We start from the raw sequence: 12,691 nt of genomic DNA on the forward strand, positions 1-12,691 counted from the left end.
GCAGGAGAGACTTATGGATCGTCGTGCCCTCCTCGGCGGCTTGGCCGCCGCGCTCGTCATTGCCCCTGCCCTCGCCCAAACGAGCGGTTCCTCTTCCACCATGCCGTCCGGGTCGTCGGGCAGCATGCCCATGGGCCAGACCGGCGGCCGAATGAGCCAGGCCGATATGCAGCACATGCAGCAGACCATGCAGCTCGGCGGTCAGCTGCGCCGGCTCCGGGCACGGACGGGGCCGAAGCTCGACAAGAGGCCATATTTTCTCGCCGCGCACGCGCATCGAGTCGCATCCGGCTTCCCCCTCATAGGGAAAGTAACGGGATGCCGGAACAACCCGTCCCGCGGACGAGAGCAGCACGAACTCCGGGTCGGCGCCGAGCATGGTCTGCACGCCCGATCCCTCCGCCGTCTCCGTGGCCCACCGCTCAGCGAATGCTGCCGCCGTCTCCCGCCACCTCCGCTTGCCTTCAGCCGTATGCAGCGGCAGCCGCGCATCGACTGCTGTGACGGCAAGTCTGCCTTGATCGCTTACCAGCAAGTCGACTTGTCCAAAATCGAGCCCCATGGCATAGACGGCGCGTACAGCCAGTCTCTGCGCCGGTTTCCACAGCGCATGCTCGTCCCAAATTGCGGTTTGACCAACAGCGCTCTTCATATACTTAACGTCCTTAATTATCCCTTCGCCCACTGAAGCCCTGCGCATCTCCAACGCGTCGAAGCCCCATACGACAACGGTCAGTTTCATTCCGCCGCCTTGCTCTCCGATCTTAGCCGACACTCCTTCGCGCCGCAGTCTCCTCTCCAACTCCTGATCGCCAAGCGCCGCAACTTCGGACGCCGCAGCGTTCATGAGCCAAGGGGATACCGGCAAAGCTGCCGATTGTCCCGACCGTTCGGGCGCTTTCCCGACGTCATCTGACCGAACGGGATAACCGGCTCCAGCCGAAGAAGCTCCCGATCCCGCCGCCAAGCCTCCGGCAGGAGTCACGCCCACGATCACGCAATCGTTCGGCCCGGCATCCGCCAAAGTCCGCAGCATCGGGATGCCCGCCTCGCGAGCGAGCTCCTTCCAAGCGCCAGCCCCGGCGCCTCCGGCGATCCACATTTTCAACGCTCCGGCACCGCGCGTCATACGGCTCCCTCCATCCGAAGCCAAACACGGGAAGGGCCGTCCCGCAGGCGGCGCGTAAACGCCGAAGCCGAATGACCCTTCCCCATGTTCGCCCCTGCTGCAATCAGGCTTATCCCGTTGATCCGACAGGGCATCCGCCCTCGACTTTTGATCCGCGTCCGCATAGACTTAAGTACCGGCCGATGACCGAACCGATCACAAATCGTCTTCCAGGAGATCGGAATCGAGATCCTCGTAATCCGCATCCTCGCCCACGCCGAAATCGACATCTTTGCCGTCGTCGTCTCCCCCGACCGGATCGACGATAACGTACACTTTCGTCTCCGCCACCATTTCTACGGCGAATTCCCGTTCGACGCGGATCAGGACGGAAGACCCGTTCGAGCTGACCGTCGCTTCCACACAGTTAGGCTCCTGCGTTGCGTCCGCGGAGACTTCTTCGGTGGAGGCGCGGTGCCTCGGGTCGACGTACGACAAAGGAATGTGCTCCACGTAGGAGATCGTTTCTTTGGCGACGTCGGTTTGCGAATTTTTGCTGTACGAATACCAGATGTTGATATCGTAAGACCCGATGACTTCGATTCCGTTCCCCGATTTCACCGCCTCATACTGATGGTTGATGATCCACGCGCCCAGAATGCTGGTCGGGTGGTGCGGCGGCGTTACGGTGTGGGTAATCGTCGAGAACTTACGGCCTTTGCCGCAAACCGCCTTCGTGATGATTTCCCTGCGCTGCAGCCGTTTATCCGCAATAGCCATTTCGGTAGACCTCCTCCATACGATCAAGTCACTTAAAGTCTATGCAGGACATTCGTCTAGAGTGACAAAAATGTATCCATGCACAAACTTGAACTTATACGTTTCATTGTATGATCGCATGGGCGGAAGTTGACTTCCGTTTTTTCATTCGGACGGCCACGCTCAGAAAACGTCTCAGCTCCCGCGACAGATGGAACAGCGCGGCGCGAATTTCGAATTCGTCCCTTGTCCGGGGCAGCGGCAATCCCCGGAAACCCCGCTCGAGTTCCGTCAGCATCCTCTCCGTCTCGCCTTCGTAATACTCCGACCGGACGTCCTGCTGCAGGCGGTCGAACAGCACCGCGATCAGGTCCGCTTGCGGGACATGCCTCGATACGAGCGCGATGCACTCCATCATCAGTTGAATCGACTCGAACTGCTGCCTCCGCATCTGAAAATAAAGCTGCCACGGCTCGTCCTGCGGGATAAGCCGGTTTTCGCGCGCCCGATTCGCGATCGAGATGCCCTCTTCGATCGCCGATTCCGCCTGCAAGATTTCGTCGCCGTCCCACACCGTATCGGGGTTGCGCAGATGCTCCGCCAGTCGGCGGAACACTTCCGAGAACGCATGCTCCGTCAAGTAACGAAGCTCCGTCAGCGCCTTGTTCTCCTTCGGCATGTAAGCCAGATTAAAGACGGTCGCCCAGCCGAGGCCGATAGCGAGCAGCGCCAGCTCCGTTCCGAGCGCGTGCAGCGTCACCTCGCCACGAGCGAACAGATGGAATACGACGACCGCACCCGTGACGACGCCCTCCTTCAATCCGAAGCGGCCGAGTGCCGGGAAGGCAAGCAGGATGTACACGGCAAGCACCCAAATATGAAAGCCGACCAGTCCGAACAGCAGCGACGCCAGCCCAAGACCGAGTACGGACGCTCCGAACCTGGCCGCAACGACGCGGATGCCGCGCCAGCGGGTCGTCTCGACACCGAGTATAGCGAGCAGGCCGGCCGCCAGCGGATTCTCCACCCCGAGCAAGTATGCGGTATAGATCGCCGCCAGCGTGGCCGCCGCCGTCTTGATGACCCTAAACCCCATCCGCAAAAGCTCCTCTATTCCAAACGATAGATGTCCCGATATTTATTTTCCAGATACTCGCACAAATAGGAGGATTGCAGGGGCTGCCCCGTGATCCGTTCGATAATTTCGCCAGGCCGCTGCAGCTTGCCGTACTGGTATACCTTGTCGGTCAGCCATTCCTTAAGCGGCAGCAGTTGCCCGGATGCGATCTGTTCGTCCAGATCGGGAATTTCCTTGCGGGCCGTGTCCATCATCTGCGCGGCGTACATATTGCCCAGAGAGTAGGACGGGAAATAGCCGAACGCTCCTCCCGACCAGTGCACGTCCTGCAGGACGCCCAGCGCGTTGCTCGGAGGCGTGACGCCGAGCGCTTCCTCGTACTTGCGGTTCCATACCTCCGGCAGGTCGCGCGGATTCAAACCTTCATTAAACAGCATCTTCTCGATCTCATAGCGGATCATGATGTGAAGGTTGTACGTCAGCTCGTCCGCTTCGATCCGGATCAAGCTCGGCTCCACGATATTGATGCCCCGGTAGAACGCTTCGGCCGACACGTCGTCAAGCTGCCCCGGAAAATGCTCCTTCAGCGCCGGCAAATATTTCGTCCAGAAACCGAGACTGCGCCCGACCATGTTCTCCCACAGGCGGGACTGCGACTCATGAATGCCCATCGACGTTCCCGTGCAGAGCGGCGTATTAGCCAGCTCGTCCTTGATGTTCTGCTCGTAGAGCGCGTGTCCGCCCTCGTGAATCGTGCCGAACAGCGCGCTCGTCAAGTCGTCCGGCAAGTAACGCGTCGTAATGCGCACGTCGTTCTTGTTCAGCCCCGTCGCGAACGGATGCACGCTCTCGTCCAGTCTGCCGGCCTCGAAGTCGTAGCCCATCTCCTTCAGAATCAGCTTGCTGAACTTCTTCTGCGCTTCCTTGTCGAATTCGCCGACGAGGAACGATCTGTCGGGCCGATTCCCGGACGAAGCGATCTTCTCGGCCAGCGGCACGAGCCGCTCCCGCAGCTCTCCGAACAGCCGGTCCAGCTCCTCCGTCGTCAATCCGGGCTCGTACGCGTCGAGAAGCGTATCGTACGGCGTCGCCTTGACGCCCCACAGCTCGATGAACTTGCGGTTAAACTCGATAATTTTCTCCAAGTAAGGAACGAAGCCTTCGAAGTCGTTATTCGCCTTCGCTTCTTCCCACGCGGACTCGGACTGGGAAGTGAGCACGACGTACTCGCGGTACATTTCCGGAGGGATGCGGCGGTTGCGCTCGTAATCCTTGGCCGTCTCCTCGACAAGCCGACGGTCGATCTCGTCCAGCGCAGCCAACTGTTCCGGCTTGTTCAGCTCCCGCAGCAGCTCGCCCATCTCTTCGGACGTCGACAGCTTAAACGTCTCCGCGGACAGCGCCCCTACCGCTTCGGAACGAAGCTCGATGCCTTTGCGCGGCGCTCCCGTCCTCATATCCCAATAGACCAGACCCAATATTTCCTCGTATTGTTTCATTTGACCCGTCAGTTCCCGAAACCGCTTCAGCGGCGCCGCTGCGGTCAGATCCGCGCTGCTCATCGATGGCACAACCTTTCTGCACTGGATATTGTCTCCTTGATCATACTCCCCTCAAAATTTATAATCAACTTACTGTTTGTTTGCAGCTTTGAATTGCGAACGGGGCGAAAAGGGGAAAATGACATGATCGTGGAGTGGAGCGAAGCGGCTTTGACGGAGATTGCGAGCCGTTACGGTCAAGAGGCGCGAATTTGGAAGCTGGCATCGGATTCCGAAGGGTGCGGCTGCGCGATGAACGGAGTGGCGGCCTTGTGGTCGATCGACGCGCCGGAAGCCGGCGATTTACAGGCGGAGAGCAATGGCGTGGAGGTCTGGTACGAGAAGCGTCACGAGGTGTTTTTCGACGAGCGGATGCGGGTTTCCTACGACCCTTCCAAGCGCGCGTTCAAACTGGCCAGCGACGGCCAAATCTACAGCAACCAGCTCAGGCTAGAGGACAGAAGAAACAAGGAGGAATGACCTTGCGCAAACTCGATGAAATATTGACCTTCAACAAGCAATTCGTCGAAAACAAAGATTACGAACAGTACTTGACGACGAACCGGCCGCCGGAGAAGAAGGTCGTCATCGTCACCTGCATGGACGCCCGCATGACGGAGCTGCTCCCGAAGGCGATGAACATGAAGAACGGCGACGCCAAAATTATTAAAAACGCCGGAGCCATCATCACTTCCCCGTTCGGCAACATTATGCGGAGCGTGCTCGTCGCGCTGTACGAGCTGCACGCCAACGAAGTGTTTCTCGTCGGCCATCACGATTGCGGCATGACCGGCATCAATCCGGACGAGGTCGTCCGCCATATGGAGGCGCGGGGCATCCCGCAACATGTCATCCATACGCTTCGCCACTCCGGCATCAACCTGTACCGTTGGCTGACCGGCTTCGACAGCGTGCGCGAGAGCGTCGAGAACAGCGTCGAGATCGTTCGCAACCATCCGCTGCTTCCTCCGGGCACGCCGGTGCACGGCATGATCATTCACCCCGACACGGGCGAGCTCGAAGTCGTCACGGACGGGTATCTGGCTCTCGAATCCCGCGGCTGAGCGCCTTGCGCCTCGCCGATTCGGCCCGGGCCAGGACGACCTCCTCCCGATCTCGCGTCAAATGGCGGTGAATCACCTCTTCGCCCGCTTCAAGCCCCGGCAAGTTCCATGTATAGCCAAGCTCCAGGCAGCGCTGCTTCGCGGTGCTCAGCAAGCGTTCGTCGCGAATCGGCAGGTCGATGTCCCGGTAGCTCGCGTCCGGCTCGCCCCATTCGCGCGCGGTGCGCCTCAGCAGTCCGGCCAGCTCGCCGCCGTCTATGCCCAGTCGATCGAACAGCGCGGGTTCCGCCTCGTCCGCCGCTTTGCCCATCAGCTTGATCGCTCCGGTCCAATTTCCCCGCCGGGAATGATACTGACATACCGCGATCCGAATGAGCACGAGCCAGCATGTGCGATACTCCGGCCATTCGTTCTCCTTCCAAAATTCCTCCATAATCTCGTGACACTCGAAATAATCCCGCGAACCGTAATATTCGGCCAAATAATCGATATAGGCTGGCGGATACTCGATGGCGCTCATCCTGCTTCTTCCTCTCTTCTTCCGCATCTTCCTTTCCTTTAGCATAACGCAATTCGGGCCGCTCGGCATCCCAGAATGTGACTGAAACCGCAAATGAACCCGCCCGTAAGTAATAAAGTAAGAAACTTACAACCATCTTCAGGAGGAACTGCACCATGTGGAAAAAGATGATGATCATGTTGAGCCTGTTCGCCTTCACGATAGCCGTAACGGTACCGGCCGATTACGCCGACGCGAGACCCCGCTCGTTCAGCTCCGGCAAGAAGTCGTTCAACAAGACGCCCGCCCAGTCCCAGGACGGCGTCAGCAAAAGCTCGACGACGAACTCGTCGTCCGGAACTTCCGCCGCGGGCACGGCGAATCGCGGATTTTTCAGCGGCGGCAGCTTCATGAAAGGTTTGATGATCGGCGGTCTGGCCGGCCTGCTGTTCGGCGGCATGTTCGGCACCGGCTTCTTCGCCAACCTGCTGGGCCTGCTCGTCAACGTGCTCGCGCTGTTCGTCCTGTTCGTCGTCTTCCGCGCCGCGTATGACGCGTTCAAGCGCCGCAGGCAGAATCAGAACCCGCAGCAGCGCAGGTGGTAATCGGCTATGCGCCTTACGATGGATCAGATCGTTAACGCCGTCTGCCTGAACATGGCCGAACGCCACGAGGTTCCGGTCGAAGCGGTCGAAGTCGAGCTGCTGTACGACGAGGACAACGGCTTCAGCGCCGAAGTGTGGATACAGGGCCGCAGCCGGTTTCTGGTCGAGGCCAACCTGAAGGAAGCGATCATGCGCTACGTGCTTAACGAATACGGACAGCGAGTCTACCCTTCGCAGATCGAATTGGACGTCGAAGACGAGATGTGGGCGGATATCAAGACGTAGTCAAGCCAAAACGCCTTTGGCGTCCTCCAGACACCGAATCGCGTTGTTGTCGGAGGCGAATGGTCCGAACCGTCATTTCCAGCACCATCCGCAGAGATCTGCCCAGTTCAATCCGTTCGGGCATGTGTACACGACTTGTAGATTTTTAAGCGGGATATCCGCTTTAAATTCGCTGCCGCACCCCTTCCGAGCGATTTAAAGCGGATGTCCCGCCTTATTTCCGAGATTCTTCTGTTTTGGAAAAAATAAAGCGGACTTTCCGCTCTAAATCCGGGTATCTGCCCCTTTCGACAAAATTAGCGCGGGTTTTCCGCCTAAAATTGTTCCGTCCATTCCTCTTCAACGATGAGAGCGGACAATCCGCTTCATCTCCTCAAACTCGCCGCCCCGCAGCGGCGTTGCTAATGCCGTTGCGGGGACTTTTCATGACATCGTATAAGCAATCGCCTGCTCAGCCGCCCTGCGTCCCTGCTCGATGCAGTCCGGGATGCCCACGCCCTCATAGCCGGCGCCGCACAGCCATACGCCCGGCTTGTCGAACGCCAGCCTCGCCCGCAATTCCTTCAACCGGTCCCGGTGACCGACCGGGTACTGCGGCATCGAACGATGGCAGCGGCTAATCTCGATGAACAGCGGTTCGGCAGTTATGCCCATCGTCGCTTGAAGATCCGCCCGGACACCTGCGATCAGCTCCTCCTCCGGCAGGTTCAACCATTCCTGGGCGTTCGCCCTCCCGACGTACGTTCGCAGCAGCACTTTGCCGGGTGGAGCGGCATGAGGCCACTTAGACGACGACCAGGTGCACGCCGTGATCAGTCTGCCTTCCCGTCGCGGAACGACGAAGCCGGAACCGTCCAATGCGCAGGGGACATCCGCCGCGCGGTAGGCCAGAGCCATGTTCGCCACGGAGGCGTACGCGATGCGGTTCAGCCACTGCGCTTCCGCAACGTCGGAGAGCAGCCGGGCCGTTTCCATCGCGGGCGTCGCCATAATCAGCCCGTCGGCCTGCAGCGCCGTACCGTCTTCGAGCTGCAGCCGGTAGCCGTCGGCTTCCTTCCCGATTGTCGCGATGCCGGCCCCCGTCAGCTTCCGAACCGTCGGCAGCGCCTGCTCCAGCCGTTCGACCAGCGTCGACAGGCCGCGGTCGAACGTCAGGAACAGGCTGTTCCTCGCGACTTTCGGCATATCCGTCGCAGCCGCCGGCGCGCTCTTCTTGCCCGCCAGCATCCCGATCATGAGGCTGCGATGCTCGCGCTCGATCTGGCGGAATTGCGGGAAGGTCGCCTGCAGACTCAAGGACTGGGTGTCTCCGGCGTAGATGCCGGCCAGCAACGGCTCCGTAATGTTGTCCAGCACCTCCTTGCCCAGCCGGCGCCGGATAAAGCCGCCCAAAGACTCGTCGCTCTCGTCCTTCCGGCGCGGCAGCAGCAAATCCATCGCGGCCCGAAGCTTGCCAAGCGGGGAGACGAGCCCGGTCTTGACGAAGGGAGTCAGCGCCGTAGGAATGCCGAGCACGAGCCCCAGCGGCATCTCGTGGAGCTTTCCCTTGTGCAGGATGTAGTTCTTTTTCGCTTGCGGATCCGGATTGGTCGACGCCAGGCGGTCCTCCAGATGCAGCTCGCGAACGAGCTTCAGGACGGCCGGTTTGCGAGCGAGAAAAGAATCCGGCCCTTGCTCGATAATGAAGCCGTCGCGATACCGCGTCCGGATCTGCCCGCCGAGCCTTCCGCTCTTCTCCACAAGAATGATGTCGGCCGCAGCTCCCCGTTCCGCAAAATATTTAACGGCATAAAATGCCGCGCTCATTCCCGTAATTCCCCCGCCTGCGACGACGATCTTTAACCGCCTGCCGTCCATCCTCGGCACCGCCCTTCTCCATCTGTCGCCATCTCTTTGCCGTTGTGCCGTTTAACCGGCTGATTTTCGCCTTCTCTTCGCCGCGATCCCAGATCAGCCGGCCGGGCTTCGCTGCGGCCATTTCTTCGGAATATACGCGCAATACGGATCGCTCTCCAACTCGTCCCCGGTCACGGCGTAAGCTCTGGCCCGGGAGCCGCCGCACAGCTCCTTGAATTCGCATGCTCCGCACTTCCCTTTCAGCAGCGATTTGTCGCGAAGCCGCTGCAGCACGAGAGAATTGCGGTAGATGTCCGTCAGTGACTGCTCCCGAACGTTCCCGCAGGAGATCGGCAGGAACCCGCTCGGGTACACGTCTCCGATATGGCTGATGAAGACGAAGCCGTCCCCGTCGTTGACCCCTTTGTGCGCGCGCCCGAGCAGGTCGGCCCTTTTCGTCCCGGCTTGTTCCTGCCCCGCTCCCGACCGCATCTTCTCCTGCATGAACACCCGGCGAAAATGCGGAGCCTCCGTCGCCTTCACTCCGTACGGCATGCGCTGCTGAACGCGGAACAGCCACTTCATCACCTCTTCGTGCTGTTCCGGGGAGATCATGTCCTTCTCCATCCCGCGTCCGGTCGGAACGAGGAAGAAGACGCTCCACAGCACGGCGCCCATCTCCTTCACCTTCTCGGCCGTCGCTTCGAGATCGTGCAGATTGTACTGCGACACCGTTGTATTGATCTGGATCGGAATTTGCATCTCCTGCAAGTATTCGATCCCTCTCATCGTCAGATCGTAGGAGCCCTTCGTCCCGCGAAAATGATCGTGGATTTCCGCCCGGGAGCCGTCCAGGCTGAACGCCCAGCGCGACAGTCCGACTTCCTTCGCCTTGCGGATCGCATCCCGCGTCACTCTCGGGGTGGCGCTCGGCGTCAACGATACGGGCAGCTTCTTCTCCTCGATCGCATATTGGGCCAGCTCGAACAGATCCGGTCTCATCAGCGGATCTCCCCCGGTGAATACGAACAACGGATTGTCCATCTCCGCGATGCTGTCGATCAGCTTCTTGCCCTCTTCCAACGTCAGCTGGCGGGGATCGGCGCGATACTGCGCTTCGGCCCGGCAATGCAAGCATTTCAGCGCGCAGGCTCGGGTCACTTCCCAGATGACGATAAACGGATTTACGTTGTAATCTCTCTCTCGAACGATCGACGACATGACGTCGCCTCCTTTCGGACTGCTTCTCTCTTTCCTTAGCCTAGAGGAGTTTGCTTCCGTTAGCTGTGAGGCTCATCACATTCCCGCCTTCCTTTACAAGTTGTTACAGATTTGCGACAACCTCAAATACGTGTTCCCTGTCACATTTGCACGCTTGTCTTTCTTGTATTGTGAAATTAATCACATTGAAAGGAATGATTCGCATGCGCAAACCTTGGATCACCTTAGTCTCGCTCGCCGTTGCCGCCTTGCTTATCCTGCCCGCCTGCCAGCGGCAGGACGCTTCCTCCAAGACGATTCATGAAAACGCTGCAGCGAAAACGGCGGTTGCCCCCGTCGCCTCCGCTGCGGCGAATCGGATCAATCAGCCTCCGGTAGAGCCGATCGTCAAGAGAAACGGCAGCATCGTGGAAATCGAGATGACGTCGCAGGTGACGGATATCGAGATTTCCAAAGGCGTCGTCTACAACGCCTGGACGTTTAACGGAACGGCGCCCGGCCCGGTCCTTCGGGTCAAAGAAGGGGATACGCTCAAATTTACCTTAAAAAATCTCGACCCCGACATTCCGCATTCGATGGACTTCCATGCCGTTCACGCGGCGCCGAGCAAGAAATTCATCAACGTTCTGCCCGACGAGCAAGGCACATTCGAATACCCGGCCAACTCCCCCGGCGTATTCATGTACCACTGCGGCACCGCTCCCGTGCTTCAGCACATCGCCAACGGGATGTACGGCGTCATTATCGTCGAACCGGAAAACGGCTATCCGTCGGATGCGGAGATCGACCGTTCGTATACGATCGTGCAGAGCGAATGGTACGCGGAGAACGACATGGACGCGATGCTGAACGCCGAGCCGGAATACGTCGTGTTTAACGGCAACGACTACGGTTTGAAGGAAAAACCGCTGCTGGCGAAGGTCGGAGACACGGTCCGGCTGTACGTCAACAACGTCGGCCCGAACGAAGTGTCATCCTTCCACGTCGTCGGCACCATTCTGGATCGGGTGTACGTAGACGGTCACCCGGACAACTTGATGCACGGTCTGCAGACGATCATGCTTCCGGCCAGCGGCGGTGCGGTCGTCGAGTTCACCGTCACGGAAGAAGGCGATTATCCGATCGTCACCCACCAGTTCAACCACGCATCCAAAGGCGCCGTCGCCATTCTGCGAATCACCGCGGACGGCACGGACGACGGATCGGCGGCTATGGGCCACTAAACCCGCCGCGACACGCATAGAACGAACGATGAACAGAAACGGGGGAACGGATCTCCCCCGTTTCTGGTCGTTTATCCGAGACTTTTGGCCTTTCCTACCTCCGCCCATCGGCAACCCCTGATACACATGCCGATCAAACGAATCGTCCGGAACAGCTTCAGAGGAACCTGGTCCCCCAATTCCGCCCTGTCGATCCGCTGCATATCCTCATACGAAAATCCCTGCATCCGTCTGCGCCTCCCTTGGTTGCCCCCGCCTTCGCTTGGGGCTGTGATCAATGTCATCCTATCACACCGCCATTGTCCAAGGTGTGAGGGTGGTCACAGTCGCCCGGCTTCATTTGGATTAAAGTGAGAGAGAGCAAGACGACAAGGAGGCAGACATATGGTTATCAAGCTGGACGGCGATCCGATCATGGAGAAAATGAAGGAGCTCTGCGAGACGTTGCTCGGGCAAGCAGGCTACAAGGAATTGCGCGATTCGATCGACCATTTCGCTTCGGACGAATCGTCGCTGCAGCAGTATGAGCGCTTTATGGAGAAGCATCAGCATCTGCGGCACAAGGAGGACGCGGATATCGAGCTGACGTCCGAGGAGATCGCCGATTACGAGCAAGAAGAGCGGGCGCTGTACGACAATTCCGTCATTCGCAAGTTTCTGTACGCCCAGCGCGAGTTCGGTCAGCTTCACGATAAGATCAGCCAATATTTCACGAAAACGGTCGAGCTCGCCCGCCTCCCGGAGCCGGGCGACCTCAAGAAAGGCGACTGCGGCTGCGGCGGCAGCTGCGGAAGCGGCCACAGCCACTAGGGCGCTAGCGAACGGACCCGGCTTCCGCCGCCCGCCCCCCTATCGCATACGCAAGCCAGAAGGGCATGAATCTCTCCCGCAGCGGAGCGCATTCATGCCCTTCCTTATGTCTTGCCAAAATCTTGCCAAAATCTTCCAATACCCCTGCTACCCCCGCCTGCCCAGAGCGCGCGGAAACAGAACGTCGTCTTCGAGCGCGGCGTGGAGAGCCAGATCCGTTTCCAGCTCCTGCAGCTTCTCGTAAGCCAGCTTATACGTCGGGCATGCCCACTCCGGCAGTTCGTAATCGTTTGTCACCGTCCGAAGCCGAGCCAGCGTCTCCTCGCAGGACTGATGATCGCTCTCCAGCGCTCGGACCATCCTCTCCGCTTGCCGCAGGCTCTCATAGGAAGGCTCCCGCTCCAGCTTGCCGATCAGCGGAAACATATCCTTCTCCTCCCGAGTCAGATGCAGTTCGAGCTCCCTGCGCACCTCGGAGACCAGCTTGCGCACTTCGCCCAGCTCCGGCTGATAGCTTCCGTGGACGCTCTCGATCGTCCGCGCGTATTGGTCGATTTCGGGCAGCGCCTTGTACAAATACGCATGGTGGACGTTCACGATGTAGTCGATCAGATCGCCCAAGCTTGCCTTTTCCCATCGTTGGCTTGTTTTTTCGTTCATCG

15 protein-coding genes are annotated in these 12,691 nt (G+C 59.3%); 6 read left to right on the plus strand and 9 right to left on the minus strand.

Annotation, left to right across the window (positions count from 1 at the left end; all coding sequences use genetic code 11):
• The 4 genes from ACESLM_RS03435 to ACESLM_RS03450 all read right to left on the minus strand — a co-directional run.
• The coding region (locus ACESLM_RS03435; protein WP_483862596.1) for a putative amidoligase domain-containing protein at positions 1–1,129 on the minus strand (1,129 nt) is incomplete at its 3' end.
• Between the two features lie 195 nt (positions 1,130–1,324).
• The gene (cotE, locus tag ACESLM_RS03440) at positions 1,325–1,888 is read right to left on the minus strand and encodes an outer spore coat protein CotE (protein ID WP_094042610.1); all 564 of its coding nucleotides are present in this window, start codon (positions 1,886–1,888) and stop codon (positions 1,325–1,327) included.
• 103 nt (positions 1,889–1,991) lie between these two features.
• On the minus strand, positions 1,992–2,963 hold the full coding sequence (locus tag ACESLM_RS03445; protein ID WP_372629972.1) for an aromatic acid exporter family protein: 972 nt from the start codon (positions 2,961–2,963) through the stop codon (positions 1,992–1,994).
• A gap of 14 nt (positions 2,964–2,977) precedes the next feature.
• On the minus strand, positions 2,978–4,507 hold the full coding sequence (locus ACESLM_RS03450) for a carboxypeptidase M32 (protein WP_372629973.1): 1,530 nt from the start codon (positions 4,505–4,507) through the stop codon (positions 2,978–2,980).
• 123 nt (positions 4,508–4,630) lie between these two features.
• On the opposite strand from ACESLM_RS03450, the gene ACESLM_RS03455 reads away from it, so the two are divergent.
• Both ACESLM_RS03455 and ACESLM_RS03460 read left to right on the plus strand, forming a co-directional pair.
• The gene (locus ACESLM_RS03455) at positions 4,631–4,966 is read left to right on the plus strand and encodes an iron-sulfur cluster biosynthesis family protein (protein WP_372629974.1); all 336 of its coding nucleotides are present in this window, start codon (positions 4,631–4,633) and stop codon (positions 4,964–4,966) included.
• Positions 4,967–4,968: 2 nt separating this feature from the next.
• Positions 4,969–5,550 (plus strand): beta-class carbonic anhydrase, encoded by a 582-nt coding sequence (locus ACESLM_RS03460; protein WP_372629975.1) that lies wholly within the window; start codon positions 4,969–4,971, stop codon positions 5,548–5,550.
• On the opposite strand, the gene ACESLM_RS03465 is transcribed toward ACESLM_RS03460, so the two are convergent.
• Positions 5,513–6,070, minus strand: coding sequence for a DUF309 domain-containing protein (locus ACESLM_RS03465; protein ID WP_372629976.1), 558 nt, complete (start codon positions 6,068–6,070; stop codon positions 5,513–5,515). The genes ACESLM_RS03460 and ACESLM_RS03465 overlap by 38 nt on opposite strands.
• 155 nt (positions 6,071–6,225) lie before the next feature.
• Between ACESLM_RS03465 and ACESLM_RS03470 the strand changes: the two genes are divergently transcribed.
• Both ACESLM_RS03470 and ACESLM_RS03475 read left to right on the plus strand, forming a co-directional pair.
• Positions 6,226–6,654 carry a hypothetical protein gene (locus ACESLM_RS03470; protein WP_372629977.1) on the plus strand — a complete coding sequence of 143 codons (429 nt, stop codon included), beginning with the start codon at positions 6,226–6,228 and terminating at the stop codon, positions 6,652–6,654.
• A 6-nt stretch (positions 6,655–6,660) separates the two neighbouring features.
• Positions 6,661–6,939, plus strand: coding sequence for a DUF2653 family protein (locus ACESLM_RS03475; protein WP_372629978.1), 279 nt, complete (start codon positions 6,661–6,663; stop codon positions 6,937–6,939).
• A 423-nt stretch (positions 6,940–7,362) separates the two neighbouring features.
• Here the strand turns inward: ACESLM_RS03475 and hemG are convergent, their stop codons facing one another.
• Together hemG and ACESLM_RS03485 are read right to left on the minus strand one after the other, a co-directional pair.
• A complete protein-coding gene (hemG, locus tag ACESLM_RS03480; protein ID WP_372629979.1) occupies positions 7,363–8,796 on the minus strand; it encodes a protoporphyrinogen oxidase in 1,434 nt (477 codons plus the stop codon).
• Positions 8,797–8,889: 93 nt separating this feature from the next.
• A complete protein-coding gene (locus ACESLM_RS03485) occupies positions 8,890–9,996 on the minus strand; it encodes a TIGR04053 family radical SAM/SPASM domain-containing protein (protein ID WP_372629980.1) in 1,107 nt (368 codons plus the stop codon).
• Between the two features lie 203 nt (positions 9,997–10,199).
• On the opposite strand from ACESLM_RS03485, the gene ACESLM_RS03490 reads away from it, so the two are divergent.
• Positions 10,200–11,219, plus strand: coding sequence for a multicopper oxidase domain-containing protein (locus ACESLM_RS03490; RefSeq protein ID WP_372629982.1), 1,020 nt, complete (start codon positions 10,200–10,202; stop codon positions 11,217–11,219).
• 71 nt (positions 11,220–11,290) lie between these two features.
• Here the strand turns inward: ACESLM_RS03490 and ACESLM_RS03495 are convergent, their stop codons facing one another.
• Positions 11,291–11,446, minus strand: coding sequence for a hypothetical protein (locus tag ACESLM_RS03495; RefSeq protein WP_372629983.1), 156 nt, complete (start codon positions 11,444–11,446; stop codon positions 11,291–11,293).
• A gap of 157 nt (positions 11,447–11,603) precedes the next feature.
• On the opposite strand from ACESLM_RS03495, the gene ACESLM_RS03500 reads away from it, so the two are divergent.
• Positions 11,604–12,029 (plus strand): YlbF family regulator, encoded by a 426-nt coding sequence (locus ACESLM_RS03500; RefSeq protein WP_372629984.1) that lies wholly within the window; start codon positions 11,604–11,606, stop codon positions 12,027–12,029.
• A 147-nt stretch (positions 12,030–12,176) separates the two neighbouring features.
• Here ACESLM_RS03500 and ACESLM_RS03505 read toward each other — a convergent pair whose 3' ends face one another.
• On the minus strand, positions 12,177–12,689 hold the full coding sequence (locus ACESLM_RS03505; protein ID WP_372629985.1) for a hemerythrin domain-containing protein: 513 nt from the start codon (positions 12,687–12,689) through the stop codon (positions 12,177–12,179).
• Positions 12,690–12,691: the final 2 nt, after the last annotated feature.

This window comes from Cohnella sp., from assembly GCF_041641335.1.
Classification (GTDB): domain Bacteria; phylum Bacillota; class Bacilli; order Paenibacillales; family Paenibacillaceae; genus Cohnella.

Bases quoted from the DNA above. Each gene is read 5' to 3' on its own strand.
- ACESLM_RS03490 (WP_372629982.1), top strand. From the start codon at position 10,200: ATGCGCAAACCTTGGATCACCTTAGTCTCGCTCGCCGTTGCCGCCTTG.
- ACESLM_RS03485 (WP_372629980.1), bottom strand. From the start codon at position 9,996: ATGTCGTCGATCGTTCGAGAGAGAGATTACAACGTAAATCCGTTTATC.
- cotE (WP_094042610.1), bottom strand. From the start codon at position 1,888: ATGGCTATTGCGGATAAACGGCTGCAGCGCAGGGAAATCATCACGAAG.
- ACESLM_RS03475 (WP_372629978.1), top strand. From the start codon at position 6,661: ATGCGCCTTACGATGGATCAGATCGTTAACGCCGTCTGCCTGAACATG.
- ACESLM_RS03505 (WP_372629985.1), bottom strand. From the start codon at position 12,689: ATGAACGAAAAAACAAGCCAACGATGGGAAAAGGCAAGCTTGGGCGAT.
- hemG (WP_372629979.1), bottom strand. From the start codon at position 8,796: ATGGACGGCAGGCGGTTAAAGATCGTCGTCGCAGGCGGGGGAATTACG.
- ACESLM_RS03445 (WP_372629972.1), bottom strand. From the start codon at position 2,963: ATGGGGTTTAGGGTCATCAAGACGGCGGCGGCCACGCTGGCGGCGATC.
- ACESLM_RS03465 (WP_372629976.1), bottom strand. From the start codon at position 6,070: ATGAGCGCCATCGAGTATCCGCCAGCCTATATCGATTATTTGGCCGAA.
- ACESLM_RS03500 (WP_372629984.1), top strand. From the start codon at position 11,604: ATGGTTATCAAGCTGGACGGCGATCCGATCATGGAGAAAATGAAGGAG.
- ACESLM_RS03470 (WP_372629977.1), top strand. From the start codon at position 6,226: ATGTGGAAAAAGATGATGATCATGTTGAGCCTGTTCGCCTTCACGATA.
- ACESLM_RS03455 (WP_372629974.1), top strand. From the start codon at position 4,631: ATGATCGTGGAGTGGAGCGAAGCGGCTTTGACGGAGATTGCGAGCCGT.
- ACESLM_RS03450 (WP_372629973.1), bottom strand. From the start codon at position 4,507: ATGAGCAGCGCGGATCTGACCGCAGCGGCGCCGCTGAAGCGGTTTCGG.
- ACESLM_RS03495 (WP_372629983.1), bottom strand. From the start codon at position 11,446: ATGCAGGGATTTTCGTATGAGGATATGCAGCGGATCGACAGGGCGGAA.